The sequence below is a fragment of the Amycolatopsis sp. NPDC026612 genome (assembly GCF_040638285.1).
GTDB lineage: Bacteria > Actinomycetota > Actinomycetes > Mycobacteriales > Pseudonocardiaceae > Amycolatopsis.
Map to the genome: position 1 here is coordinate 148623 of NZ_JBEZYB010000011.1, position 18100 is coordinate 166722.

At 69.7% G+C, this 18100-nt stretch carries 21 protein-coding genes; 12 read left to right on the forward strand and 9 right to left on the reverse strand.

The window, feature by feature from the left end; translation table 11 throughout:
- The first annotated feature begins 29 nt into the window (after nucleotides 1-29).
- Both AB0F15_RS14430 and AB0F15_RS14435 read left to right on the forward strand, forming a co-directional pair.
- On the forward strand, nucleotides 30-1286 hold the full coding sequence (locus AB0F15_RS14430) for a hypothetical protein (protein ID WP_360270017.1): 1257 nt from the start codon (nucleotides 30-32) through the stop codon (nucleotides 1284-1286).
- Nucleotides 1287-1317: 31 nt separating this feature from the next.
- Nucleotides 1318-1896, forward strand: coding sequence for an EndoU domain-containing protein (locus tag AB0F15_RS14435; RefSeq protein ID WP_360269967.1), 579 nt, complete (start codon nucleotides 1318-1320; stop codon nucleotides 1894-1896).
- On the opposite strand, the gene AB0F15_RS14440 is transcribed toward AB0F15_RS14435, so the two are convergent.
- Complete coding sequence (locus AB0F15_RS14440; protein WP_360269969.1) at nucleotides 1893-2165, reverse strand: helix-turn-helix transcriptional regulator; 273 nt, start codon at nucleotides 2163-2165, stop codon at nucleotides 1893-1895. The genes AB0F15_RS14435 and AB0F15_RS14440 overlap by 4 nt on opposite strands.
- 115 nt (nucleotides 2166-2280) lie before the next feature.
- Complete coding sequence (locus AB0F15_RS14445) at nucleotides 2281-3900, reverse strand: alpha/beta hydrolase (RefSeq protein WP_360269971.1); 1620 nt, start codon at nucleotides 3898-3900, stop codon at nucleotides 2281-2283.
- 189 nt (nucleotides 3901-4089) lie between these two features.
- Between AB0F15_RS14445 and AB0F15_RS14450 the strand changes: the two genes are divergently transcribed.
- Together AB0F15_RS14450 and mctP are read left to right on the forward strand one after the other, a co-directional pair.
- The gene (locus AB0F15_RS14450; protein ID WP_360269973.1) at nucleotides 4090-4368 is read left to right on the forward strand and encodes a DUF3311 domain-containing protein; all 279 of its coding nucleotides are present in this window, start codon (nucleotides 4090-4092) and stop codon (nucleotides 4366-4368) included.
- Nucleotides 4365-6020, forward strand: coding sequence for a monocarboxylate uptake permease MctP (gene mctP / locus AB0F15_RS14455; protein WP_360269975.1), 1656 nt, complete (start codon nucleotides 4365-4367; stop codon nucleotides 6018-6020). Before AB0F15_RS14450 ends, mctP begins: the two co-directional genes overlap by 4 nt.
- Here mctP and AB0F15_RS14460 read toward each other — a convergent pair.
- A complete protein-coding gene (locus AB0F15_RS14460) occupies nucleotides 6017-6619 on the reverse strand; it encodes a hypothetical protein (RefSeq protein WP_360269977.1) in 603 nt (200 codons plus the stop codon). The two genes, mctP and AB0F15_RS14460, sit on opposite strands and share 4 nt — an antisense overlap.
- 32 nt (nucleotides 6620-6651) lie before the next feature.
- On the opposite strand from AB0F15_RS14460, the gene AB0F15_RS14465 reads away from it, so the two are divergent.
- Entirely contained in the window at nucleotides 6652-7227 is a 576-nt protein-coding gene (locus AB0F15_RS14465) for a peroxidase-related enzyme (RefSeq protein WP_360269979.1), read from the forward strand.
- On the opposite strand, the gene AB0F15_RS14470 is transcribed toward AB0F15_RS14465, so the two are convergent.
- The 3 genes from AB0F15_RS14470 to AB0F15_RS14480 form a co-directional block, all read right to left on the reverse strand.
- Entirely contained in the window at nucleotides 7224-8153 is a 930-nt protein-coding gene (locus AB0F15_RS14470) for a bifunctional helix-turn-helix transcriptional regulator/GNAT family N-acetyltransferase (RefSeq protein ID WP_360269980.1), read from the reverse strand. The genes AB0F15_RS14465 and AB0F15_RS14470 overlap by 4 nt on opposite strands.
- A gap of 213 nt (nucleotides 8154-8366) precedes the next feature.
- Entirely contained in the window at nucleotides 8367-8528 is a 162-nt protein-coding gene (locus tag AB0F15_RS14475; protein ID WP_014467883.1) for a hypothetical protein, read from the reverse strand.
- A gap of 248 nt (nucleotides 8529-8776) precedes the next feature.
- Entirely contained in the window at nucleotides 8777-9967 is a 1191-nt protein-coding gene (locus AB0F15_RS14480) for an ATP-binding protein (RefSeq protein WP_360269982.1), read from the reverse strand.
- A 109-nt stretch (nucleotides 9968-10076) separates the two neighbouring features.
- Here AB0F15_RS14480 and AB0F15_RS14485 point away from each other — a divergent pair, with 109 nt between their 5' ends.
- A complete protein-coding gene (locus tag AB0F15_RS14485) occupies nucleotides 10077-10583 on the forward strand; it encodes a hypothetical protein (RefSeq protein ID WP_360269984.1) in 507 nt (168 codons plus the stop codon).
- Between the two features lie 61 nt (nucleotides 10584-10644).
- Here AB0F15_RS14485 and AB0F15_RS14490 read toward each other — a convergent pair whose 3' ends face one another.
- A complete protein-coding gene (locus AB0F15_RS14490; RefSeq protein WP_360269986.1) occupies nucleotides 10645-11379 on the reverse strand; it encodes a MerR family transcriptional regulator in 735 nt (244 codons plus the stop codon).
- Nucleotides 11380-11550: 171 nt separating this feature from the next.
- On the opposite strand from AB0F15_RS14490, the gene AB0F15_RS14495 reads away from it, so the two are divergent.
- A complete protein-coding gene (locus AB0F15_RS14495) occupies nucleotides 11551-12096 on the forward strand; it encodes a DoxX family protein (protein ID WP_360269988.1) in 546 nt (181 codons plus the stop codon).
- Between the two features lie 49 nt (nucleotides 12097-12145).
- On the opposite strand, the gene AB0F15_RS14500 is transcribed toward AB0F15_RS14495, so the two are convergent.
- Nucleotides 12146-13450, reverse strand: a complete 1305-nt coding sequence (locus tag AB0F15_RS14500; protein WP_360269989.1) for an acetyl-CoA C-acetyltransferase — start codon at nucleotides 13448-13450, stop codon at nucleotides 12146-12148.
- 93 nt (nucleotides 13451-13543) lie between these two features.
- On the opposite strand from AB0F15_RS14500, the gene AB0F15_RS14505 reads away from it, so the two are divergent.
- Nucleotides 13544-14878 carry a 3-oxoacyl-ACP reductase gene (locus tag AB0F15_RS14505; RefSeq protein WP_360269991.1) on the forward strand — a complete coding sequence of 445 codons (1335 nt, stop codon included), beginning with the start codon at nucleotides 13544-13546 and terminating at the stop codon, nucleotides 14876-14878.
- Nucleotide 14879: 1 nt separating this feature from the next.
- Nucleotides 14880-15719: a MaoC/PaaZ C-terminal domain-containing protein gene (locus AB0F15_RS14510; RefSeq protein WP_360269993.1), complete on the forward strand. Its 840-nt coding sequence runs from the start codon at nucleotides 14880-14882 to the stop codon at nucleotides 15717-15719.
- Here the strand turns inward: AB0F15_RS14510 and AB0F15_RS14515 are convergent.
- The gene (locus AB0F15_RS14515) at nucleotides 15711-16367 is read right to left on the reverse strand and encodes a TetR/AcrR family transcriptional regulator (protein WP_360269995.1); all 657 of its coding nucleotides are present in this window, start codon (nucleotides 16365-16367) and stop codon (nucleotides 15711-15713) included. The two genes, AB0F15_RS14510 and AB0F15_RS14515, sit on opposite strands and share 9 nt — an antisense overlap.
- 144 nt (nucleotides 16368-16511) lie before the next feature.
- Between AB0F15_RS14515 and AB0F15_RS14520 the strand changes: the two genes are divergently transcribed.
- The 3 genes from AB0F15_RS14520 to AB0F15_RS14530 form a co-directional block, all read left to right on the forward strand.
- Nucleotides 16512-17150, forward strand: a complete 639-nt coding sequence (locus AB0F15_RS14520; protein WP_360270019.1) for an SCP2 sterol-binding domain-containing protein — start codon at nucleotides 16512-16514, stop codon at nucleotides 17148-17150.
- A gap of 61 nt (nucleotides 17151-17211) precedes the next feature.
- Nucleotides 17212-17763 carry an SCP2 sterol-binding domain-containing protein gene (locus AB0F15_RS14525; RefSeq protein WP_360269997.1) on the forward strand — a complete coding sequence of 184 codons (552 nt, stop codon included), beginning with the start codon at nucleotides 17212-17214 and terminating at the stop codon, nucleotides 17761-17763.
- Nucleotides 17764-17871: 108 nt separating this feature from the next.
- The coding region (locus AB0F15_RS14530; RefSeq protein WP_360269999.1) for a hypothetical protein at nucleotides 17872-18100 on the forward strand (229 nt) is incomplete at its 3' end.

Here is an 18100-nt window from a genome sequence, read left to right on the forward strand (position 1 = left end):
GGGCAAGGGTGGAGTTCGCCCCGCGCCGGATGCGGATTCCCGGCCGGAAGCGGTTCGGCGGGATCTTCAGCGGTGACACGGCGAGCTTCGTCTTCCTGTTCGGCTTCGGGTTCCTGTTCACCGCGTTCTTCCACGTCGACGGCTGGCGGCCCGCGCTCTACGGATCGTCCACTGTGGATTTTCCGGCCGTGCTCGGGCTGCTGACCCTCTGCTGCGCGGTGGGCTGGCGCGGCCTGCTGCGCCGCGGCTTCGCCTGGGTCGAACCGGCGGAGCTGACCTGGCTCGACTTCGCGCCGGTGGACCGCGGCCGCGTCGTCACGCTGCGCCTGCTCGGCGCGTGGACCGGCGTGGTCGCGGTGACCGGCTACCTGGCCGCGCTGCTGCTCGCCGTCGGCGGGGCGGGGCTCGACCAGTGGCGCGCGGCGGCGGCCGTCGTCGTCGCGACCGGGGTGGCCGCCTTCGCGACCGCGAGGCGGACGTCGCTGCGCCTTGACGCGCTCGGCCCGCTGGTGCTCGCGGTCCTCGGCCTGGGGATCGCCGCGCTCGGCCTCGGCCCGGTGACCGTCCAGTTCGTGGCGGCCGGGCTGCTGGTCGCGGCGCTGCCCCTGGCGTTCGGCGGCGAACCGGTCTCGCGCGCGGGCCGGGCCGCGCTGCTCGCCGGGTGGGACGGCCGCGTGCTGCGCTCGGTCGCCGTCACCTTCCTCGACCCGATGATGCTGCTGCCGCCGTCCTCCCCGATCGGCGGGCTTTCGCTGGGCCGCCCGGCACCGCTGCGGCTGGCCTGGGCGGGCACGCTCGGCCGGTCGCGGTACGCGGGCGCGGCGCTGCTGGTCGGCCTCGCGGTCGTCGTCGCGCACATCGCGCTCCCGACGGTGCCGGCGCCGGTCTTGATCGGCATCGGCGCGTACGTCGCGCTGACGCCGTTCGCCGGCGGGCTCGGGGAGCTCTGGCGCAATCCGGGACGGCGGCGGTGGCTGGGGACGGCGAACCGCGAGCTGGTGCTGACCCACGGCGTGGTCCTGGCCGGCGTGGGGCTGCTCTGGGCGGCGGTGCTCGTCGTGGTCACCCTCGCGGGTGGGACGTCGTTCGCTCCGGCCGCCTGGCTCGCCGTGCCGCTGTCGGTGCTCTCGATCCTGCGCACGGTCACCCGGACCGCCGTTGACTACGCGAATCCCGCGTTCGTCGACACCCCCGTCGGCCCGATGCCCGCCAACCTCGTGCGCCAGCTCTTCCGCGGTCTCGATCTTCAGCTCGTCGGCATCGTGGTGCTCGCCGTCGCCGTTTGACCTACCCTCGGTGCGACGAAGGGAGCAGTCAGTGGGCGGCGGGCACGCACCGGGCGTCGGGCGCAGGGCGACCAGCGAGTTCCCGGCCGGCTGGAGCGACGAGCAGATCATCTCGGTGGTCAAGGACGTCGCGAACGATCCCAGCGAGGCCCGGCGACAGCAGCGGAACGGCCGGTGGCGTTGCGCCGGCGAGCGGTTCAACGTGCACCTGATCGTGCTGGTCGAGGACAACGGGCACGTGCACACGGCCTACCCGGTGGCCGGGCCGGGCGTGATCCGCAACGCCGACACGGCGCGGGACCCGGCGAACCCGACGGTCGCCGACCTCAAGGGGAACCGGATCAGCTTCTTCGCCGACAGCGTGCTGACCACGCTCGGCAACCGGCTTTCCCCGGAGGACTACACGCACTACCGCACACTGCTGTGGGCCGGTGAGTGGGAGGAGCTGGCCGACGTGCTGGCCGCGCACGCGGTCCGGGTCGGCTTCGGCTTTTCCGCCGACGAGTTCTCCGACTTCGAGAAGCTGCTCAACAGCTACGACCTGCCGGTGCCGGGCTGCGCGTTCCTCAACGACCGCGAGCACATCCTCAAGCAGCTGCGCCCGCTCTAACTGGCCTGGGAAAGCGGGGGTGACGCGGCGGGCGTGACGGCCGCGCGCAGGTCCTCCAGCGGCAGGCCGACGGCGTCGGCGATGGCCGCGACCGTGAAGAACGCCGGCGTCGGGATGCGGCCGGTCTCGATCTTCCGGAGCGTCTCGACCGAGATCCCCGCCTCGGCGGCGACGTCCACCATGCTCCGGCCGGCTCGCGCCGCCCGCAGCGCCTGGCCGAGGCGTTCGCCCCGTTCGCGCTCTTCATCCGTCAGCGGTACCCGCACCATGGCGCCGATTCTAGCCCGCCGGAGTTGTCCACTGCCTGTGGACAACTCTGTGCACAGGTGTGGAAAAGGCCCCGCCGGACCGCAGTCCGGCGGGGCCCCACCAGCCCTTGTGGTGTCAGGCGCCCGCGGGCACCGGAAGTGGCATTCCGGGCAGGCTCTGGTCGTTCGGCACCACACCGTCGACCAGGTAGGACTCCACAACCTTGTCCACACCCGCGTTGCCGCCGGCGTAGATGCCGTGGTCACCCTCGCCGGTGATCGTCAGCATCCGCGAACCCGCGAACGCCTTGTGCGCGCGCCGCGCACCCTCGATCGGCGTCGCCGGGTCGTGCTCCGACTCGACGATCAGCACCGGCGGGACACCCTTGCCGTCCAGCACGGGCAGCGGCGACGGCGTCTTCTTCCAGAACAGGCACGGCTGGATGAACCAGCCCGCGCCGAGCAGGGGCAGCTGCTGGTCGATCAGCTTCTGCGACTGCTTGATGGCGCTGCTGGTCGAGCCGGTCCACGGACCCTCGTTGCACGGGATGGTCCAGAAGCTGGCGTCGTAGGAGTCGCCGTCGGTCGGGACCATCAGCGGCTGCGCGCCGGAGGTCTCGGTGCTCTTGTCGGCGGCCTTGACCTTCTGCGCGGCCGAGGACTTGGCCTGTGCCGAGGCGGTGCCCTGGGTCAGCGTGCGGACGCTGACCAGGTAGTCGGCCAGGCCGGGGAAGGCACGCTTCGAGTAGATGTTCGACGCGATGAAGGAGTCCAGGCCGTTGGCCGACACGGTCGAGCCGTCGGGCAGGGTGACCGCGCCCTGGGTCAGGACGTAACGGACCTGCTCGTAGGTCTGGCGGGCCGCCTCGCCGGTGGTGCCGAAGTGGTAGAGCTTGTCGTACTTCGCCACCCACGGGAGGAAGTCCTGGCGGAAGCGGCGCTCGAAGCCGAGCGGCTGCCAGTCGAACGACTTCTGCCAGGTCGTGGTGAACTCCGTCGACGAGTCGAGCACGAACCGGCCGGTGTGCGTGGGGTAGGCCTGCGCGTAGTGCGCGCCCATCCAGGTGCCCGCCGAGTAGCCGACCCAGTTGATCTTGTCGCGGCCGAGCAGCACGCGCAGCAGGTCGATGTCCTTGACCGTCTGGTCGGTGTTGATCAGCGGGCCCAGCTCGCCGGACTTCGCCTGGCAGGACAGGGCCGCGTACTTCGTCGCCTGCAGGATCAGGTTCAGGTTCTGCTTGCTGCGGTCACGCGGGTCGAGGTCCGAGCCGGTGCCGATGGCGCCACCGCAGGTGATGTTGGTGCTCTTGCCGGTACCGCGCGGGTCGAACCCGACGATCTCCTGGTGCTCGCGCAGCTTCGGCTGGTTGCGCAGCCGGGCCGGGAAGTTGCGGCCGGGCGCGCCCGGGCCGCCGGGGTTGGTGACGACGCTGGCGGTCGCGTCCTTGGTCGCCTTCAGGCGGCTGACCGCGATGGTCAGGTCGATCTGGGCGTTCGCCTGGTACCAGTTGCGCGGCGTCTTGTACGTCGCGCACTCCATGTCCTCGGCGCCCGCGGGCGGGGCCGTCGGCAGTTCGGCGGGGACTGCGCACTTGTGCCAGTCGAGCTTCTGGTTCGCGTACTGCGGCGGGATGTTCGTGGAGTTCAGCGGCTGCTTACCGGCCGCGACCTCCTGACCTGCGAACGCAGGCGTGAACCCGGCCAGCAGGGTGCCGGCGATCGCCGGGATCACCACCGCGTAGCGGAGTCGAGTCATTCGGTTGCCCCTATCGGGTAATCGCGTGCGGAGTCGGGTTATTGATATAGGCCGCGTACCGGCGGGGCAACCCACGTTCGTCGGACAGCTTTCCGCGGGGCGATCAAATCGATATCGGACAGACGTGACGCGTCGTCACCGAGGTTCTAAGGTCAGGCGGTCGGTTACGGGAGTGTTAGGTGAGGTCCGATGTCGACTGTGAAGCACGACGGAAAGGTCCGCGGGATGCAGTTCAGCCCGTGGAACCTGCTCCTGATCGTCCCGCTGCTCGTCCTGGTGACGCCGCTGTTCAACATGGACGGTCCGCGGTTGTTCGGGATGCCGTTCTTCTACTGGTTCCAGTTCCTGTTCGTCGGGATCGGGGTGCTCAGCACCTGGATCGTCTACCTGATGACGCGGAAAAAGCCGACCGTTGACGCCGCGGACAAGCTGAGCGTCGACGACCTCGACGAGGGGGACGCTCGATGAGCAACCTGCAGTGGCCCGAACTGATCATCTTCACGATCTTGTTCGCGCTGGTCACCGTGCTCGGCTTCATGGCGTCGCGGTGGCAGCGGGGCAGCACGCTCGACCACTTGGACGAGTGGGGGCTCGGCGGCCGCAAGTTCGGCTCGTGGGTCACCTGGTTCCTGCTCGGCGGTGACCTCTACACGGCGTACACGTTCGTCGCGGTGCCCGCGCTGGTGTTCAGCGCCGGCGCGCTCGGCCTCTACGCGCTGCCGTACACGATCGTCGTCTACCCGATCGTGCTGCTCCCGGCGCTGCGGATGTGGTCGGTCTCGCGGGTGCGCGGCTACGTCACCCCGGCCGACTTCGTGCGCGGCCGCTTCGGCTCGCCGATCCTGGCGCTGCTGGTCGCGATCACCGGCATCGTCGCGACCATGCCGTACATCGCGCTGCAGCTCGTCGGCCTCGAAGCCGTGCTGCGGACGATGGGGATCAACGGCTCCGGCATCGTCGGCCACCTGCCGCTGCTGGTCGCCTTCGTCATCCTGGCCTTCTACACCTACCAGTCCGGCCTGCGGGCGCCCGCGCTGATCGCGTTCGTCAAGGACATCCTGATCTACATCGTCATCCTCGTGGCGATCATCTACCTGCCCTCGAAGCTCGGCGGCTGGTCGCACATCTTCGACGCCGCGGCGAAGAAGCTCGGCACGCCGAACCCGGCCACCGGCAAGCCGGCCGGGTCGATCCTGCTCACGGCCAACAACCAGCTGCAGTACGCGACGCTGGCACTGGGCTCGGCGCTCGCGCTGTTCCTCTACCCGCACTCGCTGACCAGCGTGCTGGCCTCGCGCGGCCGCAGCGTCATCAAGCGCAACATGGTCGCGCTGCCGGCGTACTCGCTGGTGCTCGGCCTGCTGGCCCTGCTGGGGTACGTGGCGATCACGGCGGGCGTCAAGCCGCTGACGAACGCGGCGACCGGCAAGGCCGACGGCAACACGATCGTCCCGGTGCTGTTCGACACCCAGTTCTCGTCGTGGTTCGCGGGCATCGCGTTCGCCGCGATCGGTATCGGCGCGCTGGTGCCGGCGGCGATCATGTCGATCGCCGCGGCGAACCTGTGGACGCGCAACATCTACAAGGAGTACATCCGCAAGAACGCGACGCCGCAGGAAGAAGCGAAGCAGGCGAAGCTCGCTTCGCTGGTCGTGAAGCTCGGCGCGGTCGCCGTGATCATCCTGATCGACCCGCAGTTCTCCATCGACCTGCAGCTCATCGGCGGCGTGCTGATCCTGCAGACGCTGCCGGCCGTCGCGCTCGCGCTGTACACGCGCTGGTTCCACCGCTGGGGCCTGATCGCGGGCTGGGTCGTCGGCATCGGCTGGGGCCTGATCATGCTGTACGGCATCCCCAACCCGGCCAACGGCAAGCAGCACTTCGGCGGTTCGGCGCTGTCGCTGGGCAACCTCTCGCTGCTCGGCTGGCATCCGTTCGCGGGTTCGGCGGTCCAGATCTACGTCGGTTTCGTGGCCCTGATCGGCAACCTGGTGGTCGCGGCGATCGGCACGGTGATCGCGCGGCAGCTGAAGGTGTTCAACGGCACCGACGACACCGAGCCCGAGGACTACCACACCGACGAGCACGACAAGAACCTGCGCCCGATCGGTGTCCACTAAGGACGGTCGTGCAGGACGAGCGTCCGTGAAACGAGGTAGAGCACCACGCCGTTGAGCAGGTGCCAGAGGAAGTGCGTGCCGACCGGGACGTAGTCGCACACGTCCCGGTCGAGCGCGCGCAGGCTCAACGAGAGCGCGAAGATCGCGCCCGCCACGGCGAAGTGCGTCCAGCGGGTGTCGCGTGAGAAGGCGAGTACGGCGGCGAAGGCGGCCAGGCCGATCAAGGCGCCCAGGTAGAGCCCGCCGCCCAGCAACGCCGTGCCCACAGTCAGCGCGAGGAACACCGGCGCGCCTGCCCACGCCCACCGCGGGCTCCCGTACCGGCGCGCGAACGCCACGGCGCACACCAGCATGAACACGAGGATGGCCACGGAGTCCGCGACGGCCGCCCACCTCGTCGCGAGGAGGTGGAAGACGGTGCTCGCGACGAAGACGAGCCCGATCAGCCCGGCGAGCACCCGCCCGGTCCGGTCCCCGTTGGCCAGCCGCCACACGAGCACGGCGGCGACGAGGAAGGCGAGGTTGCTGAGACTGTTGAGCGGCTCGCCCCAGAGCCCGGGCCCGACGCGTTCGCAGTACCCGTCGACGTAGTCCGTCACGCGACCAGCCAACCACGGCTAGCGTGAGGAGAATGAGCGACGCGGTGAGCCGGTTCCCCCTCACGGAACTCGAAGACCTGCCCGACGACCTGCGCGAGCGCGTCGGCGCGATCGCGCAGAAGTCCGGCTTCGTGCCGAACATCTTCCGCGCGCTCGGCCACCGCCCCGCCGAGCTGCGCGCGTTCCTCGACTACCACGACGCGCTGATGGAACGCGCCGACGGACTCAGCAAGGCGGAGCGAGAGCTGGTCGTCGTCGCGACGTCCGGCGCCAACCACTGCACGTACTGCGTCGTCGCCCACGGCGCGATCCTGCGCATCCGCGCCAAGGACCCGGAGCTGGCCGACCGTGTCTCGAGCAATCCGTGGCAGGTCGAACTGGACGAGCGCGGCCGCGCGATCGTCGACCTGGCCCTGGCGCTCGCCCAGGACTCGCACCTGTTCGGGGAAGGCGACCTCGAAGCCGCGCGCAACGCCGGTCTGACCGAAGACGAGATCTGGGACATCGGCGCGATCACGGCGTTGTTCGCGATGTCGAACCGGCTCGCCCACCTCACCGCCCTCCGCCCGAACCCGGAGTTCTTCCTGCTCGGCCGGGTGCCCCGCTAGAACTCCAGGCGCCAGGTCTCGTCGGTCAGCTTCGGGCCCCAGTCGTCGAAGTCCGCCTCGGCGACGAGCTCGAACCCGGCCGCGCGGTAGATCGAACGCGCGGCTTCGAGGATGGAGACCGTCGACAGCTCCATCGCGCCGTAGCCGTGGGCCCTGGCGAACGAAACGCACTCGGCCACCAGCCGCTTGCCCACGCCGTGGCCCCGCGCCGACGGCTCGAGCAGCAGCAACCGGAGCTTCGCGGTGTGCGCGTCCGGTCCGCGGCTGCAGCCGATGCTGCCCACCCGCTCGCCGTCGAGTTCGGCGATCCAGAACGCCTGCCGCGGATCGTCGCGGTTGTCCATGAAGTCCGCGGCCACGCGGGCGACGAGCGCCTCGAATCGGGCGTCGAAGCCGTACTCGCGGGCGTAGAGCGCGCCGTGCCGTTCCATCACCCAACCGAGGTCACCCGGTCGTGGCGGACGGAGCACAAGGGCGGGGTCGCGACGGCGGCCGCCGACCAGGTCGCCGATCGTGCGCATCGCGGCCAGCAGGCGCTGCTGGTCCTCGTCGGCGAAGCGGTGCAGCAGCCCGCCGATCTGGTCCGTCGACCGGCGGTTCAGGACCGCGAAGGCCTCCCGGCCCGCCGCGGTCGGCCGCACGAGCTGGCGGCGGGCGTCTTCGTCGGACCGTTCGCGCACGATCAGCCCGCGGGACTCGAGGCGCGCGAGCAGCCTGCTGGCGTAGCCGGCGTCGAGGTCGAGGCGTTTCCGCAGGTCCGTGACCGGCAGCGGGTCCTGGTGGGCGACTTCGAAGAGCACGCGGGCTTCCGGCAGCGAGTACTCGGCGTCCGCGGGGCCTTCGTCGAGCACACCGATGACTCCGGTGTAGAGCCGGTTGAAGGCGCGGACCGCGGCGACCCGGTGGGCCAGCTGGGTGTCATTCATTGACCACCTCAACAAGTTCGTTGACGAAGTCAAAGATTACTCGAGAAGCCGGCGGCGACAAGGGGAAATGGGAAACCCCGCGATGCTGCCAGGTCGGGGGTCCGCCAGCATCACGGGGTCGTATGGGGTATCGACGCCGCATTGAACGGCGTTACACCATGAGCACGATGTGGCCTAGGTCACTCGAATGGGCGACCACCACGGGGTGAGATATCAGCGCATGTAGCCGGAGCGAGCCTGCGCGATCGCGATGAGTTCCTGACGGACCGTCGCGGTGGCGGCGGTGTCGATCGCCCGGTTCAGTGCCCGGCGAGTGCGGACCTCAGCGCGGCGGGCACGGAGCTTGGCGGCGATGTTGTTCATCGGTTTCTGCATCCCCTTCGAGGGTCTCGGTGTCTTGTAGCTCTAGTATGCACCTTTTTTCACAAGGAAGCCAACGAATATCCGGTGATCTGGCGCACTGGCCGATGAATCATCGGCAAAACTGGGTATGGCCCGGAGAGATGTGGGGTGGCGGCGGTCACGACGGAGCAACCCGCTAGAGCTGTCTATGGCTATCTAGCTGTACTGCAATAAAGACGTAGTTGCTGGGATAGACCGCGAGACAGCGGCAAAAGCCCAGGTCAGTCGCGGCCGAGCAGGTAGTGGCCGAAGTGCGGGACGGTGAAGGCGATCTGCCCCCGCTCGGCGGAGTACACGAGGCCCTTCTTCATCAGGCTGTCGCGCGCCGGCGAGAGCGACGAGGGCTTCCGCCCGAGGAACACGGCGACGTCGGCGGTGCCGGCGGGCTCGTCACGGCCCTGGGTCAGCTCGGCCATCGCCTGCAGGTACTCCCGCTCGGCCGGCGTCGCGCGTTCGTAGCGCGAACCGAAGAAGCCGACCGCCAGCTCCGACTCCGCCTCGGGCGCCGCGACCTGGACGTCCTTGACCGTGATCGGGTCGGACGGCGCCGCGTCCCAGGCCGCCTTGCCGTAGGCCTGGATGAAGTAGGGGTAGCCGCCGGACGCGTCGAAGAGCGCGTCGAGGGCTTCCGGCTCGATGCCGGCGTCCTCCCGCTCGATCGGCGCCAGCACGGCGAAGTCGGCGTCCTCGCGGTTGAGGCGGTCGATGCGCGCGTACCGGAAGAGCCGCTCGGAGTAGGACTTCGACGCCGAGAGCACCGCGGGCACGTGCGGCAGCCCGGCGCCGACGACCACGAGCGGCGCGCCGGACTGGGACAGCTCGTGGCAGGCCGCGCACAACGCCGAGACGTCGTCCGGCTGCAGGTCCTGGATCTCGTCGATGAGCAGCGCGACGCCGGTCCCGACGTCCGCGGCCAGCTCGGCGACGTCGGTGAACAGCTCGACGAGGTCGATCTCGATGTCCCCGGAGTCGGCCCGCCCCTGCGCGGCGGGCACGTCGATGCCCGGCTGCCAGCGGTCGCGCAGCTTGGCGTCGGGCTTGTTGGCCCGCAGGGCAAACGCCTTCAGGACGCCGAGCACCTCTTCGACCCGGTCCGGCGCGCGGTGCCGCACGGCGAGGTCCCGGATGGCCCGGTGCAGCGCGGCCGACAGTGGCCGCCGCAGTTCGGCGTCCGGCCGCGCCTCGATCTTGCCTGCCCCCCACTTGTGCCGCACGGCCATCGCCCGCAGCTCCCCGAGCAGCACGGTCTTGCCGACACCACGCAGCCCGGTGAGCACGAGACTGCGTTCGGGTCTCCCCCGCGCCACCCGTTCCAGCACCACCTCGAAGGCGTGGAGCTCACGCTCCCGCCCGGCCAGCTCGGGCGGCCGTTGCCCGGCGCCCGGCGCGAAGGGGTTGCGGATGGGGTCCACTCTGCCAAGCTATCGCCGTATCTAGCGCCAGCCCGATATTCCGCCATAGACAGCTAGGGCGTGTCGCCGAGGTTCGGCCGGTCGGCCCAGGCCGTGCCAGGGTGGCGAGGTGACGGAAAACGCCTGGCGCCGCTTCGGGATCGGCGAGGTGGTGACGGGCACGGTCTCGCTGATCCCCCGCCCCGGCGCCATCGGGATCTTCCTGGACTTGGGCGGCGTGCCGGGTGAGGGCTTCGTCGACGTGCTGAGCCTGCCTCGGGACGTGGCGGCGTGGCCGCCGGTCGGCACGACCACGAGGCTCGAGGTGCTCACCCGCCGGCCTGGGCAGGTCCGCTTGTGGCCGCTCGACCCGGCGTTCCGGGATGGGCCGTTCGAAAACGGGGTGTCGGAGGCCGAGTGGCGAGCGCGCAAGGCGCGCTACCCGGTGGGCACGGCCCTCACGGCGGAGGTGACCCGTGCCTTCGTCTCGGACGGCTCGTACTTCGTCCGGTACGAGGGAGGCTGGGCGGCGCTCGAAGGTGACGGCGAGCCACCTGAAGTGGGCACTCGTGCCGCCTACGAGGTGGTCCGCCACCTCGACACGACTCGGCGCACGCTGCTGCGGCCGGGTACATAGAGACGAACAGGTCTGCAGCCCTGCTCGTCCCTACCCCCAGTGCGCCCCTTACGACGCGCCACTAGTCACCGAGGTTCCGTTCCGCGTAGATCTTCATCGCGTCCCGGACGAATTCCGCCGTCGTGCCTTCGAACCCGTAGCGCGAGTCGTCGACGTACAGCTGTCCGAGGCCCGCGAAGTAGCCCTTCGACACGGTCGAGACCGGGCCCCGCAGCCACTCGTGCAGCCGCCGCGTGATCGCCTGGACCTCGTCGGATTCCGGCGTCGAACCCGAAGCGCGCGCCGCGCCGAACGCGGCCGCGATGTCGGCCTGCTCCTGCTGGTGGGCCTTCTTCTCGTCCGCCGTCAGGGACGTCCACCACCGGGCACCGTGCCGGTGGGCCTCGGCGCCCCAGCGCTGGGTGACCTCCTTCTCGTACTTCGTGTGGTCGAAGCCGTCGAAGACTTCTGCTGCCATCAGTTGTTCACCTCCCTTCAGTTTCCGGAGGGTCGTGCGGACCGACTCGATCTGCCTGCCGATCCGCCGCTGCTCCCGTTCGAGCAGCTCCAGGTGGGTTTCGAGCGCCGCGACGCGGTCGCGCTGCCCGTCGAGCACCTCGGCGATGGCCGGCAGCCCGAGGCCGAGCTCGCGCAGCAGCAGGATCCGCTGCAGCCGGACGAGCGCCTGCTCGTCGTAGTAGCGGTAGCCGTTGCCGCCGATCCGGCTGGGCTCGAGCAGGCCGACCTCGCCGTAGTGGCGCAGCGTCCGGCTCGTGGTCCCCGCCGAGCGGGCGATGTCCTGGATCGACCACTCCATGGCGTCGACGATAGAAGTTGACGCAGCGTCAAGGTCAACCGCTAAGTCTTTATAGCTGTCTCTAGCCGCAAGACGATATTCCCGCAGAAACCCCGATGAGGATTCGAGCGCGGGCCGAGCGGGCATCCACGGAGTAGGTTCGACCAGGCAGCGGCCCGTACGAGGAAGGCTATGACCGTGATACTCCGTCGAGTGGCACGTCCCCTGCTCGCCACGATCTTCGTGACGGGCGGGATCAATGCGCTGAGGCAGGCCGAGGGGCACGCCAAGGTGGCGGAACCGTTCCTCAACAACGCGTTCGACAAGTTCGGCGACGTCGTGCCGGCGCAGGTCCCGCGGGATCCGGTGACGCTCGTCCGGATCGACGCCGCGGTGAAGATCGGCGCCGGTCTCGCGCTCGCGTCCGGCAAGGCACCGCGGCTCGCGGCGGGGCTGCTGCTCGGCAGCCTGGTGCCCACGACGCTCTCGACCCACAGCTTCTGGACCATCAAGGACCCGGGCGAGCGCCAGCAGCAGCAGATCCAGTTCTTCAAGAACGCGAGCCTGGCCGGCGGGCTGCTGCTCGCGGTCAGCGACACGCACGGGAAGCCGTCGGCGGCCTGGCGGGCGCGGCACGCCGCGAAGGACGTCGGCGCCGCGGCCGGGAAGCTCAGCCGCAAGGCCGAGAAGCGCGCGAACAAGCTCGCGAAGCGGGCGCAGAAGGCGCTCCCGAACTGAAGTCGCGAAAAGGACCGCCCTCAGCTGAGGGCGGCCCTTTTGCGTGCGGTTACTTCTCCAGGATCGCGGTGACGCCCTGGCCGCCGGCCGCGCAGATCGAGATCAGGCCGCGGCCGGACCCCTTCTCGTGCAGCAGCTTCGCCAGCGTCGCGACGATCCGGCCGCCGGTCGCGGCGAACGGGTGCCCGGCCGCCAGCGACGAGCCGTTGACGTTCAGCTTCGCCCGGTCGATCGCGCCGAGCGGCGCGTCCAGGTCCAGCTTCTCCTTGGCGAACGCCGGGTCCTCCCACGCCTTCAGCGTGGCCAGCACCTGCGACGCGAAGGCCTCGTGGATTTCGTAGAAGTCGAAGTCCTGCAGCGAAAGCCCGGCGCGCGCGAGCATCCGCGGCACGGCGTAGGCGGGCGCCATCAGCAGGCCCTCGTCGCCGTGCACGTAGTCGACGGCCGCGGTCTGCGAGAACGTCAGGTAGGCCAGCACCGGCAGCTTGTGCGCCTGCGCCCACTCGTCGGTGGCCAGCAGGACCGTCGACGCGCCGTCGGTCAGCGGCGTCGAGTTGCCCGCGGTCATGGTGCCGCCGGGGCCGCCGAAGGCCGGCTTGAGCTTGGCGAGCTTCTCCGCGGTCGAGTCCGGCCGCAGGTTCTGGTCGCGCGCGAGCTTGAGGAACGGCGTCACGAGGTCGTCGAAAAACCCGCGGTCGTAGGCGGCGGCGAGCTTCTGGTGGCTGCTCGCGGCCAGCTCGTCCTGCGCCTCGCGGGTGATCTCCCAGATCTTCGCGGTCAGCGCCGCGTGCTCGCCCATCGAAAGGCCGGTGCGCGGCTCCTCGTTGCGCGGGATCGCCGGGACGATGTGCCCGGGGCGGATCTTCGCGACGAGCTTGAGCCGGTCGCCGAGCGTCTTGGCGGCGTTGAACCGGATGAGGATCTGGCGCAGGTCCTCGTTGACGGCGAGCGGGGCGTCGCTGGTGGTGTCGACGCCGCCGGCGATCGCCGAGTCGAGCTGGCCGAGCGCGATCTTGTTGGCGACGTTGATGATCGCCTGCAGGCCGGTGCCGCACGCCATCTGGACGTCGGACGCGGGTGTCGCGGGCGAAAGCTTGCTGCCCAGCACGCTCTCCCGGGCCAGGTTGAAGTCCTTCGAGTGCTTGAGCACCGCGCCGGCCGCGACCTCGCCGATCACCTCGCCCTGGAGCGAAAAGCGGCTGACCAGACCGTCGAGCGCGGCGGTGAACATGTCCTGGTTCGACGCCTTCGCGTACGGACCGTTGGACCGCGCGAACGGGATCCGGTTGCCGCCGATGATCGCGACTTTGCGGACCGCTGGCGCTTGCTTGGAGGACCTCGGCTTCGGCGGCATGACTGCACCTCTCTGGTCGTGTCACTTCACACTTTAACCTACTAGTGAGTAGGTTAGACTGCGACGTGACGCAGACTGCACGGGAGGCATCCGATGGCTGACAGGTACCAGCAGTTCACGAAAACCCCGGTGGGGAAGTTCGTGGTGCCGAAGCTCGGCCTGCCCAATCCCGCAACACTGCGCCGGTACCGTCCCGGGCAACCCGCGCTGGAGGGTCCCGCACTTCTCGGCGCCGCGCCCGGCGGACGGCTGCAGAAGGCGGTCCGGGATCAGCTGGCCGACGCGGGCATCGAAGTGCTCACCACGGCGGCCGATCGGCACGCGGCGCTGGTCTTCGACGCCACCGGCATCACCGACCCCGGCCGCCTGCGCGAGGTCTACGACTTCTTCCACCCGGTGATCCGCAGTGTCGGCCCGTCCGGCCGGGTCGTCGTCCTCGGCACCCCGCCGGAACAGGTCGAGGGCCGCGAGCGGATCGCGCAGCGCGCCCTCGAAGGCTTCATCCGTTCGGTGGGCAAGGAGCTGAAGCGCGGCGCGACCGCCCAGCTCGTGTACGTCGCCGACGGCGCCGAAGAGGCGACGGACTCGACGTTGCGCTTCCTGCTCTCCGCGAAGTCGGCGTTCGTCGACGCGCAGGTGATCCGGATCGGCACCGAGGGCAAGACGGCTTCTCCGCCCGCGAACTGGGAAAAGCCCCTCGACGGCAAGGTCGCGCTGGTCACCGGCGCGTCCCGCGGCATCGGTGCGGCGATCGCCGAGGTGCTGGCCCGCGACGGCGCGCACGTCGTCGCGCTCGACATCCCCGCCCAAGGTGGCGACCTGTCGAAGGTCGCCAACAAGGTCGGCGGGTCGTCGCTGCAGCTCGACATCACTTCGCCGAGCGCGCCCGCGAAGCTCGCGGAGTACCTGAAGGAGCGTCACGGCGGCGTGGACATCGTCGTGCACAACGCGGGCATCACGCGCGACAAGACGCTGGGCAACATGAGCGAAAGCGCGTGGGACTCGGTGATCGCGGTGAACCTGGCGTCGCAGCTCGCGGTGAACGACAAGCTGCTCGCCGAGCGCGTGCTGAACGAAAACGGCCGCGTCATCGGCGTCTCGTCGATCGCGGGCATCGCCGGCAACGTCGGCCAGACGAACTACGCGACGTCGAAGGCGGGCGTGATCGGCATGGTCAACGTCGGCGCGCCGCAGCTGGCGGCGTACGGCGGCACGATCAACGCCGTCGCGCCCGGGTTCATCGAGACCAAGATGACGGCCGCGGTCCCGCTGTTCATCCGCGAAGCCGGGCGGCGGCTGTCCAGCCTCGGCCAGGGCGGCCTGCCGGTCGACGTCGCCGAGACAATCGCCTGGTACGCGAACCCGGCGTCGGCCGCGGTGAACGGCAACGTGGTCCGCGTCTGCGGCCAGGCCCTGCTGGGGGCGTGAGATGGCGATCCGCGAACTCGACAGCACACCGAGCCTGGCCACGCTGTACCCGAAGGCGCTGCTCGGTGGCGTGCTGCGCAAGCCGTCCGGTGGCGAGCTGCCGGACACGGAGCTGGTGCGCACGGGTGTCGTCGTCGACCCGGCGCACCTCGCCGCGTACACCACGGTGTGCGGCTTCCGGCTGAGCGACGAGCTGCCGGCGACGTACCCGCACATGCTGGCGTTCCCGCTGCAGATGGCGCTGATGACCGAGCCGGGGTTCCCGTTCCCCCTGCTCGGCATGGTGCACGTGGCGAACCGGATCACCCAGCACCGCGCGCTCCGGGTGGGCGAGCCGCTGACCGTACGCGTGCGGGCGGAGAACCTGCGCCCGCACGAGAAGGGGCGTCAGTTCGACGTCATCAGCGAAGCCTGGGCCGGCGATCACCTCGCTTGGGCCGACGTCAGCACCTACCTGCGTCGCGGCTCGGGCTCGGGCTCTTCGCGGCGGGACCAGCTGGTGCCGCCGACGCCGGACGCGATCTGGCGCGTTCCGGGCGACATCGGACGGCGCTACGCCGAGGTCTCGGGCGACCGCAACCCGATCCACCTGCACCCGCTGACGGCCCGCCTGTTCGGCTTCCCTCGCGCCATCGCGCACGGGATGTGGACGAAGGCCCACGCGCTGGCCGCGTTCGAAGGGCGCCTGCCGGAGGCGTTCACGGTCGACGTCCGCTTCAAACAGCCGGTGCTGCTGCCGGCCAAGGCGGGCTTCACGTCCTGGTCCGTGGAGGACGGCTGGGCCTTCGAGCTGTGGAGCAAGTCGAAGCCGCACCTGGAGGGGACGATCAGCTCACTCTGACGGCTTCCAGACCGCGCCCTCGATGAGGTCGTTGAAGCCCAGCCAGACGAGGTTCATCAGCCAGGAAGCCAGGACGCCGTCGGAGATGTCGGGGTGGTCGAGGGCCCAGTCGGCCAGCGACTCGGCCGCCCCGACCAACGCCGCGGAGAGACCTTCGCCGGAGAACTCCGCCTGCTCGCCGACGCCCTTGCGCGTGCCGGCGGACACCACGAGCGCGGCGACCAGCTGGATCGCGCGCACTCGCATGTCGGTGACCTCCGCGGCGAACGCACCGCCGACGGTCAGGGCCTGGCGATGCAGGACCGTCCACGACTCGCGGTACTCGGCGACGAAGCGGTAGAAGGACCGCAGGCCGTGCCAGAGCTGCATGTCCGGCGACAGGTCGGGCTGCACGCCGGCCTGGATGGCCTCGAGCAGGCGCGTCGCCTCCCGGCGGATGCACGCGCCGAAGAGGTCTTCCTTCGAGCCGAGGTAGGTGTAGATCATCGGCTTCGAGACGCCGGCGACGTCGGAGATCTCGTCCATCGACGCGGCGTGGTAGCCGTGGCGCGAGAAGACCTGGACGGCCGCGTCCAGGATCTGCCGCTCGCGCACCGCTCGCGGCAGCCGTCTGGCCCGTTCGGGCGGACGCTGATCTTCCTCTGACACGCTCGACCTCCTCGTTGCTGCCCGGAGACGGTACCGGTCGTGGCCACGCCCGGGTGATTTCGGCACGCTTGCCCGCCTACCTACTGGCGGGTAGCCTTACGCGTGAGTAGCCGGAGAGGGGGCATCGTGACCGAAAACGCCGGGATGACCAGCGCTGATCGGATCGCGGAGCTCCGCGGGACGGCGCTGCTCGACGCGCTGGAGCAGCTCGACCCGCTGAGCCCCGAGGCGCACGCCCTCGACGTCAACGAGCTCACTCTCGACCCCGGCGACCTCCGCAAGGACGACTTCCGGCGGCTCCTCAACGCACTGCTGAGGCTGGCCGAGCGCGCCCCGGCGTTCGACCTGAGCAAGGTCGAGCCGGCCCGCTTCGCGTCCCTGGTGGCTTCGGCATCGCGCGCGCAGCTGGAGTGCGTCGTCGCGGATCGGCCGCTGCGCGAGCGCGTGCTGGACGAGATCTTCGCCCGCATGGGCGCGCACATCAGGCCTGATCGTGCCCGCGACCTGGAGGCGGTGGTCCACTGGCGCTTGTCGGGTGGAACGGGCGAAGGCGGCTTCGACCACTACGAGACGGCGATCGCGCATGGAGCGTGCACGGTGAGCCGCGAGAGGCACTCGCCTGCGCGAGTGACCATCACCATCGCCCCAGCCGACTTCTTCCGGCTCATCACCCACCAGGCGACACCGGCGGTGTTGTTCGTCACGGGGAGGATAAAGGTCAACGGTGACCTGGCCTTCGCGGCGGGGTTGATCGGTTTCTTCGACTTACCCCACCCCGTATAGTCCGCCCGTGCCCCGAAACGCAAAATGGCGCCGCCCCCGCACCCCTCGCGGTGGCCACGTGGTGAACGCGTTCGCGGAGAATCTGGTCCTCGGCAACCTGACGCCGTCCCAGTTCACCCAGGTGCTGGAAACCTTGCACATGCTGGGCGAAGCCGGCGCGGGCATCGAGCTGAGCTCGTTGTCGACGGACGTCCTGGTGGGCGTGGTCCGCCGAGCATCCCGCGACCAGCTGAAGGCGATCGCGGACCACCCGGAGCTGCGTTCGGTGTTCTTGGACGAGATATTCCGCCGGATGTCGGAGCATTTCTCGCCGACCCGCGCCCGCCACGTGGATTTCGTGGTGTCATGGCGCTTTTCGGAGGGATCGGGAGAGGACGGCTACGACCGTTTCCAGACGGTGATCGAGGACGGCGTGTGCGTTTCTTCGACCGACCTGTCCAGGACCCCGGACACCACGATCACGCTGTCGGTGGACGACTTCATCAGGATAGCCACGGGCAATGCGGCGGTAGCGGCGATGTTCGTGACGGGCCGGGTGAAGGTGAAGGGCGAGTACGCGCCGGCGGTGCGGTTCTCGAGCTACTTCGACATCCCCAAGCCGACGGGGGCCTAGCTGCAGCTCACGTCGTCTTCGGCTACTCTCGCATCCGGGCTGTAGGCGAATGCTTACGGAGGGGTGTATGGCTCAGCTGACGGTCGATTTTCCGTTTTGCGGACGTTGGTGGGTGATCTCGGTGCCCACATCGACAGCACGGACCAGAGCCTCGACGAACTGGGAAAAATCGTCGCCGATCTGGCATCTCTCTGGGTGGGGGCCGGTCACGACGCGTTTCACGAGGCGATAACCGAGTGGTTAGAGCATGTCTCATGTGGTGAGTTTGCGGAGTTTCTTGTAGCAGGTAAGGCTGGCTCCGAGGATGAGGAAGGCGAGGAAGTGTTCGGCTTTGCGT